A 24,637-nucleotide genomic window follows, 5' to 3' on the forward strand; every position below is an offset into this window, starting at 1 on the left:
GGTTACTGGATCACCACCTTGACGACGCCGGTGAGGGCGATCTGGGCGAGGGAGAGAGGGACGAGGAGGGTCCAGGAGAGCTTCTGGAGCTGGTCCTCGCGCAGCCGGGGGTAGGTGACGCGGAGCCAGATCACGATGAAGGCGAGGACGGCCGTCTTCAGCAGGGTCCAGACCCAGCCAAGACCGTCGGCGCCCCAGGGGCCGTGCCAGCCGCCCAGGAAGAGGACGGTGGTCAGGCCGCACAGAACGACGATTCCGGCGTACTCGGCGAGGAGGAAGAGGGCGAAGCGGAGACCGGTGTACTCGGTGTAGGCACCGAAGATGATCTCCGAGTCGGCGACGGGCATGTCGAACGGCGGGCGCTGGAGTTCGGCAAGTCCGGCGACGAAGAAGACGATCGCGCCGACGATCTGCCAGGGCAGCCACCACCACTCGAAGGCGTCCAGGATGCCGGGGAGGGAGACGGTGCCGGCCGCCATCGCGACGGAGGCGGCGGTCAGCAGCATCGGGAGTTCGTAGGCGAGGAGCTGGGCGGCGGTGCGCAGGCCGCCGAGGAGGGAGAACTTGTTGGCGGAGGCCCAGCCGGCCATGAGCGAGCCGAGTACGCCTACGCCCATGACCGCCAGGACGAAGAAGATGCCGGCGTCGATGACCTCGCCGACCGCGCCCTCGCCCGGGCCGATGGGGATGGCGAGGAGGACGAGCAGGTACGGCAGGAGGGCCACGGCGGGAGCGAGCTGGAAGATACGTCGGTCCGCGCCTGCCGGGACGACGTCCTCCTTCTGCGCGAACTTCACGCCGTCGGCGACGAGCTGGGCCCAGCCGTGGAAGCCGCCGGCGTACATCGGGCCGAGGCGGCCCTGCATGTGGGCCATCACCTTGTGCTCGGTCTGGCCGATGATCAGGGGGAAGGTGAGGAAGACGACGAAAACGATCAGGAGTCGCAGGGTGACGTCGAGCGCGTCGTTCACCGCGGGCCTCCTGAGGGATCGGTGGGGTCGTCGGCTGGTTCCGGGGACTGGTCGGGGTCCGCCGCCCGGTCCCTCCCGGGGGAGGGCTCGGCGGTGGTCGCCTCGCCGGGGTCGTTCTGTTCGGGTGCCGACCCGGGGTGCGGGTCGGGTTGGGCCTGGCGGTCGGGTTCCGGTTCGTCGAAGGCCGGGCGGGCGTGGTGCCACGGGGCATCCGGGCTGCGGGGGGCCGTGGGGGTCCTCGGAGACGCAGATGCATCGGTCGCCGCCGAATCGGAGCCGGCCTCGTCGGAAGCTTTGCCGGAGGTGGCCTCGTCGGAAGCTTTGCCGGAGGCGGCCTCATCGGACGCGGCCTCGGCAGACGCGTCAACCGCCCTCTGGCTCGCCGAGCCCTCCGAGGCGCTGCGCGATCGGCGAGGGCCGGTCGGGGTGGTGTCCGTTCCAGGGCGCTGTGACGCCGAGCCCTCGCTCGCGCTGCGGGAACGCCGGACCGACGAGGTGCCGGGCGCGGTCGGTGAGGTGCTGGGCGCCGCCGTACCCCGGCCGTCCCCCTCTCCGCGCTCGTCCGCTCCCCCGGTCGTCGTGTCCGTCGGCGCCTCGCCCCGCTGGCTCGCCGAGCCCTCGCCGGCACTCCGCGGGCGACGTGGCGAAGCCGGCGTGCCGGATGCCGTCGGCGTCGTCCCGGTACCCGCGGAAGACGGGCCTGCCTCCGTCGCCGGCTCGGCACCGGCAGCAGCGCTCTGGCTGACCGAACCCTCGGCCGCCGTACGCGTCCGCCGGGCCGCACCCGCCGCCGGTGCCGCAGCCGTCGATGCCCCAGCCTCGGACTCCGCAGCCTGGCTCGCCGAACCCTCCGCCGCCGAACGAGCGCGACGTGGCACCGCACCCGCCTCCGGGGCTCCGGCCGACGCACCGGCCTGGCTCGCCGAACCCTCCGCCGCCGTACGGGTACGCCGCACCGGCCGCTCCCCCGCAGCCCGCGCCGGGCGCTCCCCCGCCGCGCGTCCCGCACCCCTGGCCGGGCGGGCCGGGGCAGGGGGGAGCTGGCCCTTCAGGGGTCCCCATTCGTTCGGGTCGGGGACGCCGGGCGGGAGCATCTGGCGGCGCTTCGGGCCGCCGTGTTCGGACTCGCCGGGTTCCTTGGCGCCGGGCCAGGCCTTGGCGACACGGGCCGCCAGGACGAAGTCCTTGCGCAGGGGGTGGCCCTCGAAGTTCTCAGGGAGGAGCAAGTGGTCCAAGCCCGGGTGGTCGGTGAACCGTACGCCGAACATCTCGTGCGTCTCACGTTCGTGCCAGGCCGCGCCCGCGTAGACGCCCACCCCTGAGGGCAGCGTCGGCGCCTCGTGCGGGACCGTCGTACGGACCAGCAGGCGCCGTACCGGGGACAGAGCCGCGACGTGGGCCGCGACGCGGAAACCGGTGCCCGGTTCGTCGACCGCGCTCAGCCAGTCGAAGTAAGTGCAGCCCAGCTCGTCGCGGGCCGTCTCCAGCGCCGTGAGCCAGGATGTCGGGGGCACGTCGACCGTCAGGACCTCGTACGACTCCTCGGCCGTGGCCTCCGGGCCGAAGAGGTCCTCGACGGGGGCGGGCAGCCAGCCGATCGTGGTCATCGGGGCGCCTCCTCCGTGCCGGCAGTACCAGCAACGCCATCGGCCCCGGCAGCACCGTTACCTGCGCCGCCATAGCCCTCACCACCAGCAGCACCGCTACCACCAGCACCACCAGCACCACCAGCACCGGTGCTACCGGCACCGCCACCGGCGCCCACGCCCCCAGGCCCCCGCACCAGCCCACTCTGCAGAGCCGCCGTCGACGGCCGCCCCGCCGCACCCGCGTACCGCTCCCCCAGCGACTCCCGCGCGATCTTCTCCTGGAGCTTCAGGATCCCCTGGAGCAACGCCTCGGGGCGTGGCGGGCAGCCGGGGACGTACACGTCCACCGGGATGATCTGGTCGACGCCCTTGGTGACGGAGTAGGAGTCCCAGTAGGGGCCGCCGCAGTTCGAGCAGGCGCCGAAGGAGATGACGTACTTCGGCTCGGGCATCTGTTCGTACAGGCGTTTCACGGCCGGGGCCATCTTGTCCGTCACCGTGCCGGAGACGACCATCAGGTCGGCCTGTCGCGGCCCGGGCGCGAAGGGGATCACGCCGAGGCGGATGAAGTCGTGGCGGGCCATCGACGCGGCGATGAACTCGATCGCGCAGCAGGCGAGGCCGAAGTTGAAGACCCAGAGGGAGTAACGGCGGCCCCAGTTGAGGATCACCTTCATGGGCTCGGGCGCGAGGCGGGCCAGCGCGCCCAGCCGCTTCGGCTCGGGGAGCAGAACGGGCTGCCCGTTGGTGTCTGGCGTCACGTCCATGCCAGAACGCCCTTCTTGTATGCGTAGAGCAGGCCCACGGCCAGGAAGCCGAGGAAGACGAACATCTCGACGAGCGTGGTCGCGCCGTAACCGGGGTCGGCGAAGACCGTCGCCCAGGGGAACAGGAAGATCGAGTCGATGGCGAAGATCACGTACAGGAAGGCGTACACGTAGTAGCGGACCTGGGTGTGGGCCCAGCCCTCGCCGACGGGGTCGACGCCGCACTCGTACGTCAGCAGCTTCTCGGGCGTGGGGACCACGGGGCGCAGCAGTCGGCCCGCCCCGAAGGCGACGGCGACGAACAGCACGCCGATGACGGCTAGCAGTCCGACGACCGAGTAGGACTGGAAGTAGTCCGCCGAGACGACGACGTAGTGCGCATCCGCCGCGACGACGACGGTCTGTTCCGACACGTCCGTCCCTCGCTCCCTGACCTCGTGACCGATGCCCCAGGAAACAGGCCCTGGGACCAGTGTCCTGCGAAATGTGATCTCGTGAACACCACTGTTCGACGATCTGTACGCACGGGAGTCTAGGCCCTGCTAAAGACACCGTAAGCAGCCCGTCACGCCTTGAGATCTCGTCGAGATGCGACGGCGGCGCGCGGGCCGCCACGGGGCCGGGTCGCGAGGGTGGGGTTTTCCCCCGGAGATCACGCGGGTCCGCCTCATGGCGCGACGGCGTACCGCGCGGCACGCTAGCCCATATGACCGAGCGCCCCAGCCCATCGCGGAAGGCCGCCGGGCGGCCCGACAGCGACCAGCCGCCGCTGCCACCCGCCCGTTTCGCCTACGACCGGACCACGTGGAAGGAGATCGCGCACCTCCTGGCGAACCTTCCGGTGTCGGTGCTCGGCTTCGTCTACGTCGTCACGGTGCTGTTCACCGGTGCCTGGCTGACCGTGACGGTGATCGGGTTCCCGCTGCTCGCGGCCGGGCTGATGGGCGCGCGGCAGTTGGGCAAGCTGGAGCGGGCACGCGCGCGTGCGCTGCTCGGGGTGCGGGTGGACGAACCGAGTCCGCTGCCGTTGCGCGGCGGCAGCAGGAACGGCTTCTTCCCGCAGCTGTGGCTGGCGCTGAAGGACCCGGTGGGCTGGCGGACGGTCCTGTACGACTTCATCCGGTTGCCCTGGGGCATCCTCACCTTCACCATCACGCTGACCTCGCTGTTCGTGCTGTGGCCGGTGCTGCCCTTCATCGCGCGGGGTCTGGCCAACGCGGACCGGGCGATGGTGCGCGGCCTGCTGTCGCCCTCCGACGAGCTGGAGCGCCGTATCGCCGAGCTGGAGTCGGACCGGGGGGTCGTCGTGGATACGGCGGCCGCCGATCTGCGGCGTATCGAGCGCGACCTGCACGACGGCGCGCAGGCCCGTCTGGTCAACCTCGCCATGGGCCTGGGTCTGGCCAAGGAGAAGCTCCTCGAGGACCCCGACTCGGCGGCGGCGATGGTCGAGGAGGCGCACGGCGAGGTCAAGCTCGCGCTGCAGGAACTGCGCGATCTGGCGCGCGGCATCCATCCGGCCGTCCTCACCGACCGCGGTCTGGACGCCGCCCTGTCGGCGGTCGCCTCGCGCTGCACGGTGCCGGTGAAGGTGTCGGTCGACCTGCTGTCCAGACCGGCCGCGGCCATCGAGGGCATCGCCTACTTCACCGTCTCCGAGCTGCTGCAGAACATCAGCAAGCACAGCTGGGCGAAGTCGGCGTCGGTCGATGTGTGGCGGTCGGACGACCGGCTGCTCATCCAGGTGTGGGACGACGGGCGCGGCGGCGCGAGCCTCGACGGCGGCACGGGCATGCGCGGGCTCGCCGACCGGCTGGACGCGGTGGACGGCCTGTTCGTCGTCGAGTCGCCGCAGGGTGGTCCCACGACGGTGACGGCGGAGCTGCCCTGGCGGGACCGCACCCCCGGGCAGGGGTAGGGAAAACCCCCCGTTCAAGAGGCCGACGGCCTCCATGGTCCGCCGACCTGCGGTCGAGCAGGGTGGAGGTACGACGGCACAGCCCCGGCGACCGGGGCTGACGGGACGAGGAGAACGGACGACGCCGATGGCCACGGAGTACGGACAGGGCTACGGGCACGGGCTCGGCTTCCCCGAGCGCGGCCCCGCGAGCGGCTTTGCCGAGCACGGGAGCGAGCGACGGCACCGGCTGCCGGCCGGACTGCGGGCGCCGTTCGAGGCGCGCAGCTGGCGCGAGTTCGGGTATGTGCTGCTGAGCCTGCCGATCAGCATCCTGCTGTTCGTGTACGCCATCACGATGGTGTCGCTGGGCATGGGCCTGCTGGTGACGTTCCTCGGCATACCGGTGCTGGCGGCGGCCCTCGCCGGCTGCCGGGGCTTCGGCGCCCTGGAGCGGGCACGCGCGCGTGTCCTGCTCGACCTGAACGTGGCCGAGCCTGAGCCGCTGCGGATGCGACGGCGCGGCTTCGTGGCCTGGATGGGCGCGGTGCTGAAGAGCGGGACGTCGTGGCGGACCCTGCTGTACGCGCTGCTGCACTTCCCGTGGGCGGTGTTCTCCTTCGTCGTCGCCGTGAACGTATGGGCGTACGGCTGGGCGCTGCTCACCTATCCGCTGTGGTTCTGGGTGTTCCCGGTGTGGGCGGGCCAGGACGGCCTTCAGCTCTACGGCGACGAGACCCACCGCATCTACCTGGACAACCCCTTCGAGATCACGGTGACCGCCCTGGTGGGCCTTCTCTTCACCCTCGCGACTCCCTGGATCGTCCGGGCGCTGACGATGGTCGACCGGGTGATGGTGCACGGCCTGCTCGGTCCGTCGCGGCTGGCCACGCGCGTGGTGGAGCTGGAGTCGGACCGTGGTGTCGTGGTCGATACGGCCGCTGCCGACCTGCGGCGCATCGAGCGCGACCTGCACGACGGCGCCCAGGCCCGCCTGGTGGCCCTGGCCATGGACCTGGGCCTGGCGAAGGAGAAGCTCACGGAGGACCCGCAGGCCGCGGCCCGGATGGTGGACGAGGCGCACGGCGAGGTGAAGACGGCCCTTCAGGAGCTGCGGGACCTGGCGCGCGGCATACATCCGGCGGTGCTGACGGACCGGGGCCTTGACGCGGCCCTGTCGGCGGTGGCCTCGCGGTGCACGGTGCCGGTGGAGGTACAGGTCGACCTGGAGGAGCGGCCGGTGCCGGCGATCGAGGGGATCGCGTACTTCACGGTGTCGGAGCTGCTGCAGAACATCAGCAAGCACTCGCGGGCCACCTGGGCGGCCGTGGATGTGTGGCGCGTGGAGAACCGGCTGATGCTGCAGGTCGTGGACAACGGGGTCGGTGGCGCCGATGTCTCCGGGGGGTCGGGGCTGGCCGGGCTGGCGGAGCGGCTGGACGCGGTGGACGGGATTCTGGTGGTGGATTCGCCGGTCGGCGGGCCGACCCGGGTTACGGCGGAGCTTCCCTGGCGGACCGTGTAGCTCGGGGACGAACGTCGAGGTCGTGATCGCCAGCAAGCCCGAGCCGCAGGGCGGCGGTCCAGCGCCGCACCTCGTCGACGAGCTCCTTCAGCGTCGGCGGGGCCGACTTCGGCAGGGAGATCGCCGTGATCCCGTCCTCCCGGTCGACGGGACGGTGAAGGTCGGTGACCCTGTGGGCGGGTGTGCCGTTCGGCCCACTGCGGTAGGAGTCCGGCTCCGGTTCATTCGGGGCCGGCCTTCCGTTTGTCAGCAAGCACTCCCCGAACACGTGCCCCGTTGTCGGCGAGCGCTCCCTCAGCATCTGCCCCGATGTCCGCAAGCGCTCCCTCAGCATGCGCCCCGGCGCGCCTCCCCGGCGCCCGCGCGACCTGAACTGGACCGAGCGGGTTATCCACAGGCCCGGAAACGAAGAGCCGATCGCGGGATACTGAGATCGCGAGGGACGACAGGGCCGGGACACGCTCGGCCGATCGCCGAGGCACGGGGGGCCGAGGATCGTGGAGGACAGGGTGCGGGTGGTCATCGCCGAGGACTCGGTGCTGCTCAGGGAGGGACTGACCCGGCTGTTGACCGACCGTGGGCACGAGGTCGTGGCGGGCGTCGGTGACGGCGAGGCGCTGATCAAGACCATCACCGAGCTGGAGGGACAGGGCGAGCTGCCGGACGTGGTGGTCGCGGACGTACGGATGCCGCCCACGCATACGGACGAAGGGGTGCGGGCGGCCGTACAGCTGCGGAAGGCACACCCCGGACTTGGGGTACTCGTCCTGTCGCAGTACGTGGAGGAGCGGTACGCCACCGAACTGCTGGCCGGTTCCAGCCGCGGAGTCGGCTATCTGCTGAAGGACCGCGTGGCGGAGGTTCGGGAGTTCGTGGACGCGGTCGTGCGGGTGGCGCAAGGGGGGACTGCCCTCGACCCGGAGGTCGTCGCTCAGCTGCTGGGCCGCAGCCGTAAGCAGGACGTGCTCGCCGGGCTCACTCCGCGGGAGCGGGAGGTCCTAGGGCTCATGGCCGAGGGGCGGACCAACTCCGCGATCGCCCGGCAGCTGGTGGTGAGCGACGGCGCCGTCGAGAAGCACGTCAGCAACATCTTCCTCAAGCTCGGGCTGTCCCAGAGCGACGGGGACCACCGCCGTGTTCTGGCGGTCCTCACCTATCTGAACTCCTGACGGTCTGACACCGTGTCAGATAGCGGGGCTCCGTCGGGGCCTAGAACCAGGGAACGTGCGGGGAGCGTCTTGTAAGCAAGCGCCGGGGGGCGTGTAAATCATGACAAGTCAGGGTGGCGAAGCGTCTCAAAATCATGTCCGTCATGCGAATGGCCCCGGGAGGGCGACCTTTGCGGACGTAGGGTTGATCCTGGGAAGGCTTGCGGGAAGGCCATGCCCACACAGCCGCCTCGAAGGAGGTCCAGTTCAGTGACCAGCCAGGTCAGTAGCCCAGCGGAGCAGGCCGACGAAGCCGTCGTGGGAGAGCAGCGCAAACCGGCAGGGACGAAGGACGTCCGCCGGCTGGACCGGGTGATCATTCGTTTCGCGGGAGACTCGGGCGACGGTATGCAGCTCACTGGCGACCGCTTCACCTCGGAAACGGCGTCCTTCGGCAACGACCTGTCGACGCTGCCGAACTTCCCGGCGGAGATCCGCGCCCCCGCCGGCACCCTGCCGGGCGTGTCCTCCTTCCAACTGCACTTCGCCGACCACGACATCCTGACGCCGGGCGACGCGCCGAACGTGCTGGTCGCGATGAATCCGGCGGCGCTGAAGGCGAACATCGGCGACCTTCCCCGAGGCGCGGAGATCATCGTCAACACGGACGAGTTCACCAGACGGGCGATGCAGAAGGTGGGCTACGACAGCAGCCCCCTGGAGGACGGCTCGCTCGACGGTTACAGCCTCCATCCGGTGCCGCTGACGACGCTGACCGTCGAGGCCCTGAAGGAGTTCGACCTCACCCGCAAGGAGGCCGAGCGCAGCAAGAACATGTTCGCGCTGGGCCTGCTGAGCTGGATGTACCACCGTCCGACCGAGGGCACCGAGAAGTTCCTGAAGTCGAAGTTCGCCAAGAAGCCCGACATCGCGGCCGCCAACATCGCCGCCTTCCGCGCGGGCTGGAACTTCGGCGAGACGACGGAGGACTTCGCCGTCTCCTACGAGGTGGCCCCGGCGTCGAAGGCCTTCCCGGTCGGCACCTACCGCAACATCTCGGGGAACCTCGCGCTGTCCTACGGGCTGGTCGCGGCGTCTCGCCAGGCGGACCTGCCGCTGTTCCTGGGCTCGTACCCGATCACCCCGGCCTCCGACATCCTGCACGAGCTGAGCAAGCACAAGAACTTCGGCGTACGGACCTTCCAGGCCGAGGACGAGATCGCCGGGATCGGCGCGGCGCTGGGCGCGGCCTTCGGCGGCTCACTCGCGGTGACCACGACGTCCGGGCCGGGCGTGGCGTTGAAGTCCGAGACCATCGGCCTCGCGGTGTCCCTGGAGCTGCCGCTGCTGGTGATCGACATCCAGCGCGGCGGGCCCTCGACCGGTCTGCCGACCAAGACCGAGCAGGCGGACCTGCTGCAGGCGATGTTCGGCCGCAACGGCGAGGCGCCGGTGCCGATCATCGCCCCGCGCACCCCGGCCGACTGTTTCGACGCGGCCCTGGAGGCGGCACGGATCGCGCTGACGTACCGCACACCCGTGATGCTGCTCTCCGACGGCTACCTGGCCAACGGCTCGGAGCCCTGGCGCATCCCGGAGCTGGACGAGCTGCCGGACCTGACCACGCAGTTCGCGCAGGGGCCGAACCACACCCTGGAGGACGGCACCGAGGTCTTCTGGCCGTACAAGCGGGACCCGCAGACCCTCGCGCGGCCGTGGGCGATCCCGGGCACGCCCGGCCTTGAGCACCGGATCGGCGGCATCGAGAAGGAGGACGGCACGGGCAACATCTCGTACGCCCCGGCCAACCACGACTTCATGGTCCGCACCCGCCAGGCCAAGATCGACGGCATCGAGGTGCCCGACCTGGAGGTCGACGACCCGCACGAGGCGAAGACGCTGGTGCTGGGCTGGGGGTCGACGTACGGCCCGATCACGGCCGCGGTGCGCCGGCTGCGCAACGCCGGTGAGTCGATCGCACAGGCGCATCTGCGCCACCTGAACCCGTTCCCGAGCAACCTGGGCGTGGTACTCGGGCGCTACGAGAAGGTGGTGATCCCCGAGATGAACCTCGGCCAGCTCGCCACTCTGGTCCGCGCGAAGTACCTGGTGGACGCCCACTCGTACAACCAGGTCAACGGCATGCCGTTCAAGGCGGAACAGCTCGCCAAGGCTCTCAAGGAGGCCATCGATGCCTGAGACGTCCGCGGAAGGCACGGGCACGATCGAGGCGCTCTCGCTCGTCCCCAAGGCCGAGGCCCGCCAGTCCATGAAGGACTTCAAGTCCGATCAGGAAGTGCGCTGGTGCCCCGGTTGCGGTGACTACGCGATCCTCGCCGCGGTCCAGGGCTTCATGCCGGAGCTGGGACTGGCCAAGGAGAACATCGTCTTCGTCTCGGGCATCGGCTGTTCGTCGCGCTTCCCGTACTACATGAACACCTACGGGATGCACTCCATCCACGGCCGCGCGCCCGCGATCGCGACGGGCCTGGCCTCGTCGCGCCGGGACCTGTCGGTATGGGTGGTCACGGGCGACGGTGACGCGCTGTCGATCGGCGGCAACCACCTGATCCACGCCCTGCGGCGCAATGTGAACCTGAAGATCCTGCTGTTCAACAACCGGATCTACGGTCTGACGAAGGGCCAGTACTCGCCGACCTCCGAGGTCGGCAAGATCACCAAGTCGACGCCGATGGGCTCACTGGACGCGCCCTTCAACCCGGTGTCCCTGGCCATCGGCGCGGAGGCGTCCTTCGTGGCGCGCACGGTGGACTCCGACCGCAAGCACCTCACCCAGGTCCTGCGCGAGGCGGCCGCCCACAAGGGCACCGCGCTGATCGAGATCTACCAGAACTGCAACATCTTCAACGACGGCGCGTTCGAGGTCCTCAAGGACAAGCAGCAGGCGGAGGAGGCGGTGATCCGCCTCGAACACGGACAGCCGATCCGCTTCGGTGCGGGCGGGTCGCGCGGCGTCGTACGCGACGCACAGACGGGTGACCTGAAGGTCGTCACCGTGACGCCGGACAACGAGTCGCAGATCCTGGTCCACGACGCCCACTCCGCGTCCCCGACCGCGGCCTTCGCCCTGTCCCGCCTGGCCGACCCGGACACCCTGCATCACACCCCGATCGGCGTGTTCCGCTCGGTGGACCGTCCGGTGTACGACACCCAGATGGCCGACCAGCTGGACTCGGCGATCGAGCAGAACGGCAAGGGGGATCTGGCGGCGCTGCTGGCGGGTGGGGACACCTGGACCGTCGTCGGCTGAATCAGGTTGACGTGTGCGGGCCTGGGTGAGCGAGCCGGCACCCAGGCCCGGAGAAGTCAGTCGGCCTGCGACCTGTCCAGCACCGAACCAAAGCTCCGCGAGTTCTACGCGAGAGTCCGGGCCAAGCGCGGAACCCGGTCGTGCTCGACGAGTCGGCCTCAGTCACCTGACCAGCGGCTCTGCGAGGAGAACGACTCGATCGTCCTCGACATCGAAGCCGAGCACCGGATGGCCGTGGCCACCCTCCGGATACATCAGCACCGGTTTACCCAACCGTCGCCCGATCTCCCGCAGGAAGCCGCAGAAGACGTCGAGTCGCTCCTGGCCTTGCAACTCCCGCAGGTCAACGTCGAAGTCGATTTCGTCGCCGGCAGAGAAACGAAAGATCGCCAACACATCCGCGGTCGGCCAGACCCGCAGGTTCGGGCACTCTGCATCCGCCGGACGGGCGACCACCTGCTGCGCCCGGGGCACCGGCAGCACCACCTCTCCTTCGGAGTACCGGCACTTCCAGCCCTTCTCCGCCACAAGATCGAGGACCGCCTGCCAGTCCTCCACTGAGACACCAGGGACACGCACGTCCGGCAGCGACCCCATCGAGTCCGGTTCGAAGAAACAGCTCACGTCATCCCACAGCAGATCAGCCACCCCGCCATGCTGCCCGGCTCCCAGACCCGACGCACCCCCGTTTCCCTTGGCCAAGGCCTTAGCCAAGGGGCCTTGGTCAAGGGCCTTGGCCAAAGACATAGTGACCCCCGGACTGAGCCGGCGTACGGCGCCCGAAACCACCACGCTCCAACCCTGCCCAGCCGCACAAGTCAGCACGCGAGGCGGAAAGGGGGCGCATGGATGCGTGCCCATGGGCTGCCGTCCATTTCGCCCTGCCAATGGAGGCAATTCCCGGGCCTGACGTGTGTCGATGCGCAGGCCGCGCGGTCAAGATCGCTGTACAGTTTCCGGACTGTCTCCGCTTGCAGAAGAGGCTCCAGGTGCCCCGCGAATTGCCTGCCGTCCACATCGCCCGTCGTCTCGGGGATCCACCGAGGCTCAGGGGCAGCCAGACCTCGGAGACCTGCCCGGATGTCTTCGAGCTGAGCGATGGCAGGTTCGCGATCATCGGTACCGAGGCCACAGCGGCGCTCGAGCCCCTCCTCCCCGCTGACGCCGCGTGTGCCGACTACGAACGGATCGTGGTGATCAGCCGGGAGACCCTGGTCCGCGCCAAGCGCGACATTCCCGACGCCTGACCGCACGCCGTTCGGGCGCCTTCCGCACGCCCTCCGGGCCCCCGGGCGCCGCCCCGGCTTGCCATGTGCGCCGCGCCCCGCTGGAGACCGACGTCCGGCACCCTGTCAGCCCCTCGGGACAGCGCCTCAGCCGGAGGCGGACGGTCCCACTATCCACCACTCCTCCGGATCGTCGGCCAACTCCTCCATGATGACGTCGACTGCCGCGCCGACCCGCGCCTCGACCGAGTCCGCCGGAATGCTCCGCCGATGTTCGGCCGTGCGGTCCCAGTACTCGGCGAAGACGGGGTTGCGGCACAGTACGCGGAGGTGTCCCAGGAGTTCGTCCCAGTCGAGCACCCCGACGCGATGGGCGAGGAGGAGTGAGCCGAACTGCCGGTTCGAGAAGAGCATCTGGCGGCGCTTGGCCTCGGACAGACCCGTCAGCGTGCTCGACGCATCGGCCAGCGAAGGGTCGTCGATCGTTCGGTCCATCTGGTCCACGGTCAGCCGGTACTGCTGAATCAGGTTCGCCCGGTGAATCTCCTCGGTCATCAGCGTGAGCTGCCGGAGCAGGTCCAGCAGGATCTCCTCCTGGCGTCGGCGGCGGGTGCCGCGGGCGAAGAAGGCACGCATCAGGCCGAGACCCGCCGCTACCGCAGAACCGATCCTGCTGTCCCGCGCGGGCGGAATCTGTGTGGCCATGTCAAGTAATCCCCCTGGATCCGGTGGCCGCGCACCGAAGGGCGGATCGTGGGCGGGTGCGCGGTGGGCGTTGCACTCCGCACCCAGCGTGCCCGGCGACTCAGGGCGGCGAGGGAGGCGGAGAGGGGGCGCATGGAAGGACGTTTCTCGCATGTCGACCAACGCCCTGACATATGTGTGCCCCCAGGCGCCGCCGACATGCCGCCGACATGCCCTCGAAAAGGAGTGAGGCTCCTACGTCATCCCTGCTCAGAGCCATTCTTCCGCGCGTCGTACATCTCCCGCGCCTTCTGTACCTCCGCCATCCGCGCCTCGGTCCACAGCGCCAGCCCGCGCACCTGTTCCGCCGCCTCGCGACCCAGCTCGGTCAGGGAGTAGTCGACTCTCGGCGGGATCACCGGCTTGGCGTCGCGGTGGACGAGGCCGTCACGCTCCAGGGTCTGGAGGGTCTGGGTCAGCATCTTCTCGCTGACTCCTCGGCCGCCCCACCGGCTGATCGCGCGGCGCAGTTCACTGAAGCGGTACGGGCGCTCCAGGAGCTCGATCAGGACCAGAACACCCCAGCGGCTGGTGAGATGCTCCAGGACCAGGCGGTACGGGCACATCTCCTCACCGGTGCCGTACTTGCCGGTCGCGGCGGATGTCGCGACCGCCGCGGTCGCCGGGGATTTGGTGGGCGCCGCGTCCGCCGCGGGTGTCGCGGGCACCAATGCACTTACTGCCATACCAGTACCTTACTTCAAAGTGGGTACTTTCCACGAGTTAGCGCATCTCCTAGGGTTAGTGCCACCGCACCCCACAAGGAGTTCTGATCATGAGCATCGTCGTCACCGGAGCCACCGGACACCTGGGCCGCCACGTCGTGGAACAGCTCCTGGAGAAGGTTCCGGCCGACCAGGTCACCGCCGTCGTCCGCACCCCCGAGAAGGCCGCCGACCTCGCCCAGCGCGGCGTGAAGATCGCCGTCGCCGACTACAGCGCACCCGAGACCTTCGACGGGCTGTTCGCGGCCGGCGACAAGGTGCTGCTCATATCCGGCAGCGAGGTCGGCAACGACCGCGTCGGCCAGCACAAGGTCGTCATCGACGCCGCCAAGGCTGCCGGCGTCGCGCTGCTCGCCTACACCAGCACCCTCGGCGGCCTCACGGCCGCCCTCGCCGACGACCACCGGGGCACCGAGAAGGCGCTCCTTGAGTCGGGTCTGCCCTACGTGCTGCTGCGCAACGGCTGGTACCACGAGAACTACACCGAGAACCTCGCCCCGGTCCTGCAGTACAACGCGGTCACCCACGCCGCCGGCGAGGGCCGCGTCTCCTCCGCCTCCCGCGCCGACTACGCGGCCGCCGCCGTCGCCGTGCTGACCGGCGAGGGGCACGAGAACAAGACGTACGAGCTGGGCGGCGACGTCGCCTGGAGCTTCGCCGAGTACGCCGCCGAGCTGAGCCGGCAGACCGGCAAGGAGATCGCCAACAACCCGGTCTCCGTCGAGGCCTTCACCGGCATCCTGACCGGCGCCGGGCTGCCCGAGCCGCTCGCCGCGACCCTCGCCGGGGTGGACGCCTCCGTCGAGAAGGGCGAGCTGGTCGTCGACAGCGGGGATCTCTCCCGCCTGGCCGGCCGCCCGACCACGCCCCTCGCCGACGCGATCGCGGCCGCGGTCAAGAACTGACCCCCCGACGGGGTCGAGGCCGCCTTCAGGAACCGAACCCCCGGCCCGGCGGATCGCGGCCACCGTCAGGAACCGAACCCGGCGCACCGAGACCGCCATCAAGAACGGAACCCGGCGCGACCGAGACCGCCGTCAACAACTGAACCCCGGCGCGATCGTGGCCGCCGTCAAAACCGAGCCGCGGCGCGACCGAGGCGCGCATCGAAAGCCGCACCCCCGTGTGTCATGACCGTATAGCGATACGGGCATGACACACGGGGGCTTTCGGCGTTACCTTCGTGCAGGCCGTCGCGTTCGCGCGGCCGGGTGAGTGCGCGAAGGAGGGGCCGTGAGCGGGAAGTCGCAGGGTGAGCGGCGCGTAGGACTGCTGAACGGCTTCGCGGCGTACGGGATGTGGGGGCTGGTCCCCCTCTTCTGGCCCCTGCTCAAGCCCGCCGGGGCGGTCGAGATCCTCGCCCACCGGATGACCTGGTCCCTCGTCTTCGTGGCCGTCGCCCTGATCGTCGTACGGCGCTGGGCCTGGGCGGGTGAGCTCATACGGCAGCCTCGGCGGCTGGCGCTCGTCGCCGTGGCCGCGGGGGTGATCACCGTCAACTGGGGCGTCTACATCTGGGCCGTGAACACGGGCCATGTGGTGGAGGCCTCGCTGGGGTATTTCATCAATCCGCTCGTCACCATCGCGATGGGCGTGCTGCTGCTGCAGGAGCGGCTCCGGCCGGTGCAGTGGGCGGCTGTCGGCGTCGGCTTCGCGGCCGTGGTCGTACTGACCGTCGGGTACGGGCGGCCGCCGTGGATCTCCCTCGTCCTCGCCTTCTCCTTCGCCACCTACGGGCTGGTGAAGAAGAAGGTCAACCTCGGCGGCGTCGAGTCGCTGGCCGCCGAGACCGCGATCCAGTTCCTGCCCGCCCTCGGGTATCTGGTGTGGCTGTCGGCGCGTGGGGAGTCGACGTTCACGTCGGAGGGACCGGGGCACGTGGCGCTGCTCGCGGCCACGGGTGTCGTCACCGCCCTGCCGCTCGTCTGCTTCGGCGCGGCCGCGATACGCGTGCCGCTGTCGACGCTGGGGCTGCTGCAGTACCTGGCGCCGGTGTTCCAGTTCCTGCTCGGTGTCCTGTACTTCCACGAGGCGATGCCGGCCGAGAGGTGGGCCGGGTTCGCGCTGGTGTGGCTGGCGTTGACGTTGCTGACGGCGGACGCGTGGCGCTCCGCCAGGCGCAGCCGGGTGGACCAGTTGAGCGTGCCGAGGGTTGATAAGCCGACGTCCGCCGCAGTGGACGCGTGATCTGGCGCCTGCCGCCCCCGGGGCCCACTCGGCCCTGAAGGGGCCTCATCCTCAAACTCCCCCAGAGGGGGCACCCCCAGACGGGCCGAATCCGCCTGGACCGGCCCTGAAAAGTGCCGACCGGCGATTCCCATTGCGACCCCGCACCCGCTCCCACTATGAGTGGTCGCATGACACCGCCGACAGAGACCCCCGGAACCGCCCCCACCCCCCTCCACTGGAAGCTCGTCATCGACTGCGCCAACCCGCAGTCGCAGGCCGACTTCTGGGCCGCCGCGCTGCACTACGAGGTCGAGGACAACAACGCCCTCATCGAGCGGCTGCTGGAGCTCGGCGCGCTGCCGCGCGAGGCCGTCGTCGAGTTCCACGCCCGCCTCGCCTTCCGGGACCTGGTGGCCGTACGGCATCCGGACGACCCGTATGACAAGGACAGCGGGACCGGGCTCGGGCGGCGGCTGCTGTTCCAGCGGGTGCCCGAGGCGAAGAGCGTGAAGAACCGGCTCCATCTGGATCTGCACGCGGCGGCCGGGGAGCGTGCGGCCGAGGTCGGGCGACTGGAGGGGCTGGGGGCGAGTGTGCTGCGGCACGTGAAGGAGCCGGGCGGGGAGTGGGTGGTGATGGCGGATCCGGAGGGGAACGAGTTCTGCGTGCAGTGAGGAACGAACGCGGAATGCAGGGTTTTCCCTATCCGAACTCCCAGTCTCAATAAGGCTCTTGACGGAGAGTCAGGTACGCCCCGACCATCCAGGCACCCCATTCACTGTGGGTCCCCTGTGGCAACCCCACGGAGATCCCCCTGGAATTCGGAGCCCCCCACATGAAGCTCTCCGTCTCCTGGCGGGCGTCGGCGGCGGCAGCAGTCGCCACCGCCACGCTGCTGACCAGCGGGTCCATGGCCGGCGCGGTTTCCACGGCCGATGTCGAGGCCGCCGCCGCACCCGACATACCCGTGACCAACGTCAAGGCCCACCTCACCCAGCTGCAGTCCATAGCCACCGCCAACGGCGGCAACCGCGCGCACGGACGCCCCGGCTACAAGGCCTCGCTCAACTATGTGAAAGCCAAACTGGACGCCGCCGGGTACACGACGACCATCCAGCAGTTCACGTCCTCCGGGCGTACCGGCTACAACCTCATCGCCGACTGGCCCGGCGGCGACGCCAACCAGGTCGTCATGGCCGGCTCGCACCTCGACAGCGTCTCCTCCGGCCCCGGAATCAACGACAACGGCTCCGGCTCGGCGGCCGTCCTGGAGACCGCGCTCGCCGTGGCGCGGGCCGGCTACCAGCCCACCAAGCACCTGAGGTTCGCCTGGTGGGGTGCGGAGGAGCTGGGGCTCGTCGGCTCCCGCTACTACGTCAACAACCTCTCCGCCGCCAACCGCGCGAAGATCAGCGGCTATCTGAACTTCGACATGATCGGCTCACCCAACCCCGGCTACTTCGTCTACGACGACGACCCCGCGATCGAGAAGACCTTCAAGGACTACTACGCCGGCCTCGGCGTCCCGACCGAGATCGAGACGGAGGGCGACGGCCGCTCCGACCATGCTCCGTTCAAGAGCGCGGGTGTGCCGGTGGGCGGGCTGTTCACGGGGGCGAGCCGCACCAAGACGGCGGCACAGGTGGCCAAGTGGGGCGGCACGTCGGGACAGTCCTTCGACCGCTGCTACCACTCGTCCTGCGACACCACGTCCAACATCAACGACACCGCCCTCGACCGGAACAGCGACGCCGTGGCGTACGCGGTGTGGGAGCTGTCGGAGTGACCCGTTGATCCCCTGATCCGCAGCTCCGGTGACTCAACTGCCGGGTGATTCGGTCGACTTGGCGGCGCGAGTGGCGAGGCGGTCCATGCGGGCCCGGGCCGCCTCCAGCTCCTCGGCCTCCTCGGCGGCCGGACCGCCCTCGGTCGAGAGCTGCTCGGTCCACAGGCCGATCAGCTCCCGGCCCAGGTCGAGCCCCAGCGCCGGGTCGCGTACGGCCCGCCAGGCCGTGGCCGCACCGTGGAGACTGCTGTACGCCGCCTCCGCGTGCCCGGCGCGGTGGTGCGCCTGGGACACCTCGAGGGAGAGACGGAAGGCCTGCACCGGCTCGCCCGTCAAATAGGCGATGTAGGCGGCGAGTTCACGCATCCACAGCACCTCGGCATGCGCCGGGCCCAGCACCGCGGACGCCTCCGCCACGGCCCGCTCCGCGAGCTCCGCCGCCTCCGTCGTCCGCCCCTCCTCCACGGCCTCGTGGATCCGGGCCACTTGCCCGGCGAAGGGGGAGGCGTCGGCGGTGGGCGCGGGTCGCCCCTCCCCGAGAACGGCTTCGGCCACCGCGTCGAAGCCTCGGGGTGGCGGCGTGGGATCGGGGTCGGGATCCGAGAGGAGGATGGAGTCGCGGCCGGGGGTGGAGTTACGGACGGGGATGGAGTCACGGACGGGGGTGGAGTCACTGGCGGGGAGGGGGGTGGGTTCACGCACCTGGTCCGGCGCCTGGCCGCCCCTGGGCACGCCTGGGATCGGGCCGCCGGGATTCGGCATGCCGGCCTGGGGTGCTTCGGCCTGCGGCACGTGGGTCTGCGGTGTTTCGGCCTGCGGCACGTGGGTCTGCGGTGTTTCGGCCTGCGGCACGCGAGTCTGCGGTGCTTCGGCCTGCGGCACGCGAGTCTGCGGTGCTTCGGCCTGCGGCACATGGGCTTGCGGTACGCCGGCCTGCGATACGCCCGTCGGCAGCGGCCTCGCGTCCATGGGCGGGGGTGGGCCGAACTCCCCCAGCGGCGGCGCGACCGTGCCGGGCACGGCGTCCTGCACCGGCCCGGGCAGGGTGCGCATCCGGAACGTGGGCGGGGCGTCTTGCGACGGGTCCGGCAGGGGTCGTAGGACATGCGTGGGCCTGTCCCGATACGGCGTCGCATCCGGAACGGGGGGACCAGACTGAACGTCCGACGTCGACTGAACGGGTGACGCGGGCGGCATGGACGACGCCGGCGACCCCGCGGGATGTCGTACGACATCTCCTGGCCGTGCCTGTTCTCCCGGCGGCGACATGCGTACGGGATCCGCCGTGAACCGGCTGGAGCCGTCCGCGTCCACCCGCAGCGGGACGACGTAACCGATGCGCTCGTCGTGGACCATGGCCTGCACGGGGTGGCCGGAGGCGAGGGCGATGCGCTGGAGGTGGGTCAGGACAACGTGCTGGATCTCCTCGCCGGGGGCAGCGGTGACGGGTACGCCGCCGATCGAGGCGTCGCTCGCGCCCGGACCGCCGGCGGGGACGCGGACGTCGATCGGCGCGGCCAGGGGGGCCGCCGAGGCCGCGGCGCGCTTCTGTTCCCGCTTCTTCGCGCGGCTGAGTCGAGACATCGCTTCCCTCACTCGCATGCGTCGGGGAGCTCGCGGACGGCGGGTTCCGGTTCCATGGTGGCCCCTGTCGCCGTCCGCCCGGCTTCCCCGGCGTCACGATCCGGTCGTACAGGCAGGACCCGCACCGCGGACCCGGCCTGTACTTCATACACGTTCTGTCGAGTCTCTCCGGCCGCGGGCGGCGCGGACGTCACCGTGGCGTCACAGACTCGTTCCAGGAGCTTGTGCCACGTCACAGCGTTCTCATGCCTGACGCGAAGATCGTGGCGTGACGAGGGAGGAGTGCGGGCATGCGGACTGACATGCACGTGCAACAGGGGCGACCGGAACTCGGGCCGGAAATCTGGATCCGTGGGCCTGTGGCCCTGCCGGACGATCCCACGCCCCCTCCCACCGCCGACACGCCCCGGCGCTTCTCCTGGGTCGGCACACACGGTGGGGCGGGTGTCTCCACGCTCGCGACGGTCTACGGCGGCCACGACTGCGGCCGTGTCTGGCCAGGGCCTGCCGACCCGCCGTCGGTGCTGCTCGTCGCCCGCACCCATGCGAACGGGCTGGCCGCCGCCCTGAACGCCCTCGAGGTCTTCCGGCGCGGGGAGGCTCCCCACGGTCTCGATCTGAATGCCGTGGTCCTGGTCGCGGATGCGCCGGGGCGACTTCCGCGGCCACTCGCCGAGCGCGTCAAGGTGATCGAGTCGGTCATCGATGTGTACCGGGTGCCCTGGGTGCCTGCGTGGCGGCTGGGCGACCTGACCGGGAAGCCGCCACGGGAGGCGGACGCGCTGGCACGGCTGACGGGACGGTCTCGCTGAGGCGGGGCGAGGCAAGTCGGCTGGGCAGTCTCGCTGAGGCGGGGCGAGGCAAGTCGGCTGGGCAGTCTCGCTGAGGCGGGGGGAGGCAAGTCGGCTGGGCAGTCTCGCTGAGGCGCGGGGAGGTGACGCGTGGCGGTGACTCCGTGGAACCTTGCGAGGCCCTTACGCGGGCACATTCGCGGAGAATCACCCCATGACGACCGCACGCCACGACCGCCCAGAACGCCGACCCGACCCCGACCCCGCCGGCCCTGACCCCGACCCGGGCCGAACCCCCGTCCCCACCTCTGCCGCCCTCTCCGCCGAGCAGATCGCCTCCGCCGTGCGCTTGCGTACTCTCCGCGCCGTCGACGTCGTCGCGGCGGCCCTCGAGCGGATCCGGCGTACCGATCCCGTGCTGTGCGCCTTCATCGAGGTGTGGGGCGAGGAGGCACTTGAACGCGCCGGTGAGGTGGACGCGCGAGTAGGCGCGGGTGAGCGGCTGCCGCTGGCCGGTGTGCCGATCGGCGTCAAGGGACGGCGCGGGCTGCGCACCGCCGGCCCGCTGCTCGCGGCGGGGTGCGTGGCGGTGGGCGCGACATCCGTTCCGGGGCGGGGAACTCCGTGGCAGACATGGGGGCTTGGCCGCTACGGCCGTACCGTCAACCCCTGGCGGTACGACCGTACGCCGGGCGGCTCCTCCGCCGGTTCCGCGGCGGCGGTGGCGGCGGGGCTGGTCCCTCTCGCGACCGGGAACGACGGGGCCGGGTCGGTGCGGATCCCGGCGGCGTGGTGCGGAATCGTCGGGCTGAAGGTGACCAACGGGCGGCTGCCGTCGGCCGACCGTACCGGGCTCATGGCGCCGGGGGTGCTGGCCCGGTGCGTGGCGGATGTGGCGGCGTACTGGGCTGTGATGTCGCGGGCGCACCCGGGGACAGCGCAGGCCGACGGGCCGGACGAGCACGCCGCACCGCCCGCCGGGTTCGACCCCCCGACCGCCGTATGGTCCCCCGATCTCGGCTTCGACTCCCCCGACCCGGCCATCGTCGCCGTCGCCCACTCCGCAGCCGTACGACTCGCCGAAGCCGGCGCGCTGCGGCTCCCGCACCCGAACCCCGCCCCAGCCCCAGCCCTCCACCTCGATGACCCGGCCCCCGCGTGGCTCGCGCTCCGCACGCCCGGCGCCGACCTCGCCCCCGCCCACCGCATCCGGGCGGCGAACGACAGGCGCCTGGACGACCTGTTCACGGACGCGCAACTGCTGCTGACGCCTACCGCCCCCACCTCGCCCCACGGCCACGAAGGCCCCGGCGACCGCTACTCCACCGCGCTGACCTGGGCGTTCAACCTGAGCGGGCATCCGGCGATCAGCATCCCCGCGGGATTCGACCCTGCCGGCTGCCCGGTCGGGCTCCAGTTCGTGGCGGCGCGCGGAGCGGAGTCGCTACTGCTCAGAGTGGCTGCGGTGGCCGAGAGGCATATGGGACCCTGGACAGGTGCATGCGTGCGCATATAATGCGTGGAGCGGTTAATGCGCGAGCATGAGCATGCAGCCGCGCGGGCGATCAGCGCACGAAAGCAATCAGCTGCACGTCCGAGCAACAGCCGTACGCCGACCGACCGCACCACCGTTGTGGCCGACCGTTTGGGGGACCCATGACCCGCCGCTTCCTGTTCGTCCTCGGCAGCAGCCGACCTGACGGCAACACCGAACTACTGGCCCGCACAGCCGCCGAGCAGTTGCCCGAGGAAGTCGAGCAGCAGTGGATCGACCTGGCCGCGCATCCGCTGCCGGACTTCGAGGACCTGCGGCACGACAGCGACCACATACGCCCGACGGAGGGGAACGTGGCGCTGCTGCTCGACGCGACGCTCTCCGCGACGGACGTCGTGATCGCCTCCCCGCTGTACTGGTACTCGGTGTCCGCGCACGTCAAGCGCTACCTCGACTACTGGTCGGGGTGGCTGCGCACTCCCGGAGTCGACTTCAAGGCAACCATGTCGGGGCGCACCCTGTGGGGTGTCACCGCGCTCGCGCACGAGGAGCAGGAGGTCGCCGACCCGCTGGTCGGCACGCTCAGCAACTCCGCCGCGTATCTGGGGATGCGCTTCGGTGGGGTCCTGCTCGGCAACGGCAGCAAGCCGGGCGACGTGCTCAGCGACACGGAGGCCCTTGCCCGTGCGAAGACCTTCTTCGCACGCGAGGCGCCGCTCGCCCGCTTCCCGTACGAAACCGAATAGCACCCACGAGTCGGACAACTTCTCGGGGCAGAGTGACCCCCACGGGCCAAGCGACCCCCACGGGCCAAGCGACGCCCACGGGCCAAGCGACGCCCACGGGCCGAGCAGCTCCTCCGGACCGAGCAGCTCCTCCGGGCCGAGCAGCTCCTCCGGGCCGAGCAGCTCCTCCGGACCGAGCAGTTCCTACGCAGTGACGTCCTTCGCCGTGAACCGCGCCCAAGCCGCCGAACCGAACACCGCCGCGTACAGGGCCTGGATGCCGAGGTTCTTGACCAGTTCGTCCCAGTACACGGGTTCGCGCATGAGATCGGCGAAGGACAGCCAGTAGTGGGAGAAGAAGTACGGCTGTATCGCGTGGAGTTGGGGTATCTGGTCGAGGATCTGGACCGTGATCAGCAGGCCGACCGTCGTCGCCATCGCCGCGATGCCGCTGTTGGTCAGCGTCGACACGAACAGGCCGAGCGCCGCCACGCCGATGAGTGACGCGGCGACGACCAGGGCGATCAACAGGGCTCTGCCCAGTCCCTCCGCGAAGCTGATCCGGGTGCCGGAGATGGTCGTCAGGTCGCCGAGCGGGAAGAGCAGCGCCCCGACCGTGAGCGCCGAGATCGCGACCACGAGGGTCGCCACCAGGCAGAAGGCCATGGTGGTGGCGTACTTGGTGAGCAGCAGGCGGGTGCGGCCGGCGGGGGCTACGAGGAGGTAGCGGAGGGTGCCCGCGTTCGCCTCGCCCGCTATCGCGTCGCCCGCGATGACGCCGATCGCCATCGGCAGGAAGAACGGCAGTGTCGCGGCCAGGGCGGTGAAGACCAGGAACAGGCCGTTGTTGGTGATCTGGGAGATGAACGCCGGGCCGCCCCCGCCACCGCCCTGCGGGCCACCGCCTCCCATGGACGAACCGTCGCCGGTCTCGATCTTCACGGCGATCCCGACAAGAATCGGCACCGCGGCCAGGACGCCGAGCAGTGCGAGCGTGCGCCAGCGGCGGAAGGTGGTGATCAGTTCGCTGCGGAGGAGACCGAAGGTCCACAACGGACTGACCTTTCGGGCGCCCGCGATCCCGCCATCCCGCTGGATCACCTCACCATCCCGCTGGATCACCTCACCATCCCGCTGGATCACCTCACCATCCCGCTGGATCACCTCACCATCCCGCTGGACGAACTCAGCCCGCGACATCGAATCCCTCCCCCGTGAGCGCCACGAACGCGTCCTCCAGTGAGGCCCGTTCGACACCGAAGCCTCGGACCCGGACCCCTGCGGTCACCAACGCCGCGTTGACGTCGGCGAGATCACGGTCCGGAGGTTCGGCGGTCACCCGGTCCTCGGTGATGACGACGTCTGCGGCGCCCTGTTCCTTCAGCACCCGGGCCGCGTCCGAGGTGTCCGGCGTGGTCACGACCAGCCGGCCGCGCATCCCCGCCGCCAGCTCCGCCACCGCGCCCTGGGTGATCAGCCGTCCCTGCGCCATCACCGCCGCGTGGGTGCAGACCTGCTCGATCTCGTCGAGGAGATGGGAGGAGAGGAAGACCGTCGTGCCGTCGGACGCCAACTCCCGGATCAGCGAACGGATCTCGCGCATGCCCTGCGGGTCGAGGCCGTTGGTCGGCTCGTCGAGCACGAGGAGCCTGCGCGGCTGCAGCAGCGCGGCCGCCAGCCCCAGCCGCTGCTTCATGCCGAGCGAGTACGCCTTGGCCTTCTTGCCGGCGGCGGCCGCTAGGCCCACCCGGTCCAGCGCGGCCGCGACGCGGGCGCGCCGGGTGCGCGGATCGGCGGTCGGGTCGGCGGCGTCGTAACGGAGGAGGTTGTCGCGGCCGGAGAGGAAGCCGTACAGGGCGGGCCCCTCGATGAGCGCGCCGACGTGCGGCAGTACGGCGCGCGCGGCCCGGGGCATGGGCTGCCCGAGCACGCGCGCGGTGCCGGAGGTGGGCTCGATCAGGCCCATCAGCATGCGGATGGTGGTGGTCTTGCCCGAGCCGTTCGGTCCGAGGAAGCCGAAGACGCTGCCCGCCGGGACGGTCAGATCGAGACCGTCCACGGCGAGCTGCCCGCCGCGGTAGCGCTTGGTGAGCGCGCGGGTGGCGATCACCGTGCCGACGTCGTCGACCGGGTCGACCTGATCGGGCTGGTCGACCTGGTCCGCGTGATCGACCTCGTCGGTGTCCGCGGCGGACGGTTCCTCCATAGGCTCCTCAGGCTCCTC

At 70.5% G+C, this 24,637-nt stretch carries 23 protein-coding genes; 13 read left to right on the plus strand and 10 right to left on the minus strand.

Annotated elements, in window-relative coordinates; all coding sequences use genetic code 11:
* Positions 1-2 precede the first annotated feature (2 nt).
* Genes ACIBAG_RS39735 through ACIBAG_RS39750 form a run of 4 tightly spaced genes read right to left on the minus strand, consistent with a single transcriptional unit; the run spans position 3 to position 3,740 of the window.
* On the minus strand, positions 3-971 hold the full coding sequence (locus ACIBAG_RS39735) for a complex I subunit 1 family protein (protein ID WP_031477932.1): 969 nt from the start codon (positions 969-971) through the stop codon (positions 3-5).
* Entirely contained in the window at positions 968-2,578 is a 1,611-nt protein-coding gene (locus ACIBAG_RS39740) for an NADH-quinone oxidoreductase subunit C (RefSeq protein WP_399112261.1), read from the minus strand. The genes ACIBAG_RS39735 and ACIBAG_RS39740 overlap by 4 nt, the downstream gene beginning before the upstream one ends.
* Positions 2,575-3,327, minus strand: a complete 753-nt coding sequence (locus ACIBAG_RS39745) for an NADH-quinone oxidoreductase subunit B (RefSeq protein WP_399112263.1) — start codon at positions 3,325-3,327, stop codon at positions 2,575-2,577. The genes ACIBAG_RS39740 and ACIBAG_RS39745 overlap by 4 nt, the downstream gene beginning before the upstream one ends.
* On the minus strand, positions 3,318-3,740 hold the full coding sequence (locus ACIBAG_RS39750; protein WP_031477938.1) for an NADH-quinone oxidoreductase subunit A: 423 nt from the start codon (positions 3,738-3,740) through the stop codon (positions 3,318-3,320). Before ACIBAG_RS39750 ends, ACIBAG_RS39745 begins: the two co-directional genes overlap by 10 nt.
* Positions 3,741-4,033: 293 nt before the next feature.
* Between ACIBAG_RS39750 and ACIBAG_RS39755 the strand changes: the two genes are divergently transcribed.
* The 5 genes from ACIBAG_RS39755 to ACIBAG_RS39775 all read left to right on the plus strand — a co-directional run bounded on the left by ACIBAG_RS39755 (position 4,034) and on the right by ACIBAG_RS39775 (position 11,168).
* Positions 4,034-5,245: a sensor histidine kinase gene (locus ACIBAG_RS39755; protein WP_399112265.1), complete on the plus strand. Its 1,212-nt coding sequence runs from the start codon at positions 4,034-4,036 to the stop codon at positions 5,243-5,245.
* A 127-nt stretch (positions 5,246-5,372) separates the two neighbouring features.
* Positions 5,373-6,749, plus strand: coding sequence for a sensor histidine kinase (locus ACIBAG_RS39760; RefSeq protein ID WP_399112267.1), 1,377 nt, complete (start codon positions 5,373-5,375; stop codon positions 6,747-6,749).
* Positions 6,750-7,258: 509 nt separating this feature from the next.
* A complete protein-coding gene (locus ACIBAG_RS39765) occupies positions 7,259-7,918 on the plus strand; it encodes a LuxR C-terminal-related transcriptional regulator (protein WP_399112518.1) in 660 nt (219 codons plus the stop codon).
* A gap of 249 nt (positions 7,919-8,167) precedes the next feature.
* Complete coding sequence (locus tag ACIBAG_RS39770; protein WP_399112269.1) at positions 8,168-10,096, plus strand: 2-oxoacid:acceptor oxidoreductase subunit alpha; 1,929 nt, start codon at positions 8,168-8,170, stop codon at positions 10,094-10,096.
* Positions 10,089-11,168, plus strand: coding sequence for a 2-oxoacid:ferredoxin oxidoreductase subunit beta (locus ACIBAG_RS39775; protein WP_399112271.1), 1,080 nt, complete (start codon positions 10,089-10,091; stop codon positions 11,166-11,168). Before ACIBAG_RS39770 ends, ACIBAG_RS39775 begins: the two co-directional genes overlap by 8 nt.
* 162 nt (positions 11,169-11,330) lie before the next feature.
* On the opposite strand, the gene ACIBAG_RS39780 is transcribed toward ACIBAG_RS39775, so the two are convergent.
* Entirely contained in the window at positions 11,331-11,816 is a 486-nt protein-coding gene (locus tag ACIBAG_RS39780; protein ID WP_399112273.1) for a hypothetical protein, read from the minus strand.
* 323 nt (positions 11,817-12,139) lie between these two features.
* Here ACIBAG_RS39780 and ACIBAG_RS39785 point away from each other — a divergent pair, with 323 nt between their 5' ends.
* The gene (locus tag ACIBAG_RS39785) at positions 12,140-12,415 is read left to right on the plus strand and encodes a hypothetical protein (protein WP_399112274.1); all 276 of its coding nucleotides are present in this window, start codon (positions 12,140-12,142) and stop codon (positions 12,413-12,415) included.
* Positions 12,416-12,541: 126 nt separating this feature from the next.
* Here the strand turns inward: ACIBAG_RS39785 and ACIBAG_RS39790 are convergent, their stop codons facing one another.
* Positions 12,542-13,099, minus strand: coding sequence for a DUF6082 family protein (locus ACIBAG_RS39790; protein WP_399112276.1), 558 nt, complete (start codon positions 13,097-13,099; stop codon positions 12,542-12,544).
* 239 nt (positions 13,100-13,338) lie between these two features.
* On the minus strand, positions 13,339-13,704 hold the full coding sequence (locus ACIBAG_RS39795; RefSeq protein ID WP_399112519.1) for a winged helix-turn-helix transcriptional regulator: 366 nt from the start codon (positions 13,702-13,704) through the stop codon (positions 13,339-13,341).
* A 209-nt stretch (positions 13,705-13,913) separates the two neighbouring features.
* Between ACIBAG_RS39795 and ACIBAG_RS39800 the strand changes: the two genes are divergently transcribed.
* The 4 genes from ACIBAG_RS39800 (at position 13,914) to ACIBAG_RS39815 (ending at position 17,818) form a co-directional block, all read left to right on the plus strand.
* On the plus strand, positions 13,914-14,768 hold the full coding sequence (locus ACIBAG_RS39800; RefSeq protein WP_399112278.1) for an SDR family oxidoreductase: 855 nt from the start codon (positions 13,914-13,916) through the stop codon (positions 14,766-14,768).
* Positions 14,769-15,159: 391 nt separating this feature from the next.
* Complete coding sequence (rarD, locus tag ACIBAG_RS39805) at positions 15,160-16,050, plus strand: EamA family transporter RarD (RefSeq protein WP_399112520.1); 891 nt, start codon at positions 15,160-15,162, stop codon at positions 16,048-16,050.
* Positions 16,051-16,220: 170 nt separating this feature from the next.
* Entirely contained in the window at positions 16,221-16,706 is a 486-nt protein-coding gene (locus ACIBAG_RS39810) for a VOC family protein (protein WP_399112279.1), read from the plus strand.
* A 161-nt stretch (positions 16,707-16,867) separates the two neighbouring features.
* Positions 16,868-17,818 carry a M28 family metallopeptidase gene (locus tag ACIBAG_RS39815; RefSeq protein ID WP_399112280.1) on the plus strand — a complete coding sequence of 317 codons (951 nt, stop codon included), beginning with the start codon at positions 16,868-16,870 and terminating at the stop codon, positions 17,816-17,818.
* Between the two features lie 33 nt (positions 17,819-17,851).
* Here the strand turns inward: ACIBAG_RS39815 and ACIBAG_RS39820 are convergent, their stop codons facing one another.
* A complete protein-coding gene (locus ACIBAG_RS39820) occupies positions 17,852-19,402 on the minus strand; it encodes a tetratricopeptide repeat protein (RefSeq protein ID WP_399112281.1) in 1,551 nt (516 codons plus the stop codon).
* 290 nt (positions 19,403-19,692) lie between these two features.
* Here ACIBAG_RS39820 and ACIBAG_RS39825 point away from each other — a divergent pair, with 290 nt between their 5' ends.
* The 3 genes from ACIBAG_RS39825 (at position 19,693) to ACIBAG_RS39835 (ending at position 22,434) form a co-directional block, all read left to right on the plus strand.
* Entirely contained in the window at positions 19,693-20,214 is a 522-nt protein-coding gene (locus ACIBAG_RS39825; RefSeq protein ID WP_399112283.1) for a DUF6668 family protein, read from the plus strand.
* A 193-nt stretch (positions 20,215-20,407) separates the two neighbouring features.
* Positions 20,408-21,709, plus strand: coding sequence for an amidase (locus ACIBAG_RS39830; protein ID WP_399112285.1), 1,302 nt, complete (start codon positions 20,408-20,410; stop codon positions 21,707-21,709).
* Between the two features lie 140 nt (positions 21,710-21,849).
* A complete protein-coding gene (locus ACIBAG_RS39835) occupies positions 21,850-22,434 on the plus strand; it encodes a flavodoxin family protein (RefSeq protein ID WP_399112286.1) in 585 nt (194 codons plus the stop codon).
* Positions 22,435-22,617: 183 nt separating this feature from the next.
* Here the strand turns inward: ACIBAG_RS39835 and ACIBAG_RS39840 are convergent, their stop codons facing one another.
* Complete coding sequence (locus tag ACIBAG_RS39840; RefSeq protein ID WP_399112287.1) at positions 22,618-23,613, minus strand: ABC transporter permease; 996 nt, start codon at positions 23,611-23,613, stop codon at positions 22,618-22,620.
* Positions 23,600-24,619, minus strand: coding sequence for an ABC transporter ATP-binding protein (locus ACIBAG_RS39845; protein WP_399112289.1), 1,020 nt, complete (start codon positions 24,617-24,619; stop codon positions 23,600-23,602). Before ACIBAG_RS39845 ends, ACIBAG_RS39840 begins: the two co-directional genes overlap by 14 nt.
* Positions 24,620-24,637: the final 18 nt, after the last annotated feature.

This window comes from Streptomyces sp. NPDC051243 (genome assembly GCF_044455405.1).
In the GTDB taxonomy this organism is placed as follows: domain Bacteria; phylum Actinomycetota; class Actinomycetes; order Streptomycetales; family Streptomycetaceae; genus Streptomyces.

Bases quoted from the DNA above. Each gene is read 5' to 3' on its own strand.
- ACIBAG_RS39740 (WP_399112261.1), bottom strand. From the start codon at position 2,578: ATGACCACGATCGGCTGGCTGCCCGCCCCCGTCGAGGACCTCTTCGGC.
- ACIBAG_RS39745 (WP_399112263.1), bottom strand. From the start codon at position 3,327: ATGGACGTGACGCCAGACACCAACGGGCAGCCCGTTCTGCTCCCCGAG.
- ACIBAG_RS39755 (WP_399112265.1), top strand. From the start codon at position 4,034: ATGACCGAGCGCCCCAGCCCATCGCGGAAGGCCGCCGGGCGGCCCGAC.
- ACIBAG_RS39760 (WP_399112267.1), top strand. From the start codon at position 5,373: ATGGCCACGGAGTACGGACAGGGCTACGGGCACGGGCTCGGCTTCCCC.
- ACIBAG_RS39775 (WP_399112271.1), top strand. From the start codon at position 10,089: ATGCCTGAGACGTCCGCGGAAGGCACGGGCACGATCGAGGCGCTCTCG.
- ACIBAG_RS39790 (WP_399112276.1), bottom strand. From the start codon at position 13,099: ATGGCCACACAGATTCCGCCCGCGCGGGACAGCAGGATCGGTTCTGCG.
- ACIBAG_RS39795 (WP_399112519.1), bottom strand. From the start codon at position 13,704: ATGTGCCCGTACCGCCTGGTCCTGGAGCATCTCACCAGCCGCTGGGGT.
- ACIBAG_RS39800 (WP_399112278.1), top strand. From the start codon at position 13,914: ATGAGCATCGTCGTCACCGGAGCCACCGGACACCTGGGCCGCCACGTC.
- rarD (WP_399112520.1), top strand. From the start codon at position 15,160: ATGTGGGGGCTGGTCCCCCTCTTCTGGCCCCTGCTCAAGCCCGCCGGG.
- ACIBAG_RS39810 (WP_399112279.1), top strand. From the start codon at position 16,221: ATGACACCGCCGACAGAGACCCCCGGAACCGCCCCCACCCCCCTCCAC.
- ACIBAG_RS39815 (WP_399112280.1), top strand. From the start codon at position 16,868: ATGAAGCTCTCCGTCTCCTGGCGGGCGTCGGCGGCGGCAGCAGTCGCC.
- ACIBAG_RS39820 (WP_399112281.1), bottom strand. From the start codon at position 19,402: ATGTCTCGACTCAGCCGCGCGAAGAAGCGGGAACAGAAGCGCGCCGCG.
- ACIBAG_RS39825 (WP_399112283.1), top strand. From the start codon at position 19,693: ATGCGGACTGACATGCACGTGCAACAGGGGCGACCGGAACTCGGGCCG.
- ACIBAG_RS39830 (WP_399112285.1), top strand. From the start codon at position 20,408: ATGACGACCGCACGCCACGACCGCCCAGAACGCCGACCCGACCCCGAC.
- ACIBAG_RS39835 (WP_399112286.1), top strand. From the start codon at position 21,850: ATGACCCGCCGCTTCCTGTTCGTCCTCGGCAGCAGCCGACCTGACGGC.
- ACIBAG_RS39840 (WP_399112287.1), bottom strand. From the start codon at position 23,613: ATGTCGCGGGCTGAGTTCGTCCAGCGGGATGGTGAGGTGATCCAGCGG.
- ACIBAG_RS39845 (WP_399112289.1), bottom strand. From the start codon at position 24,619: ATGGAGGAACCGTCCGCCGCGGACACCGACGAGGTCGATCACGCGGAC.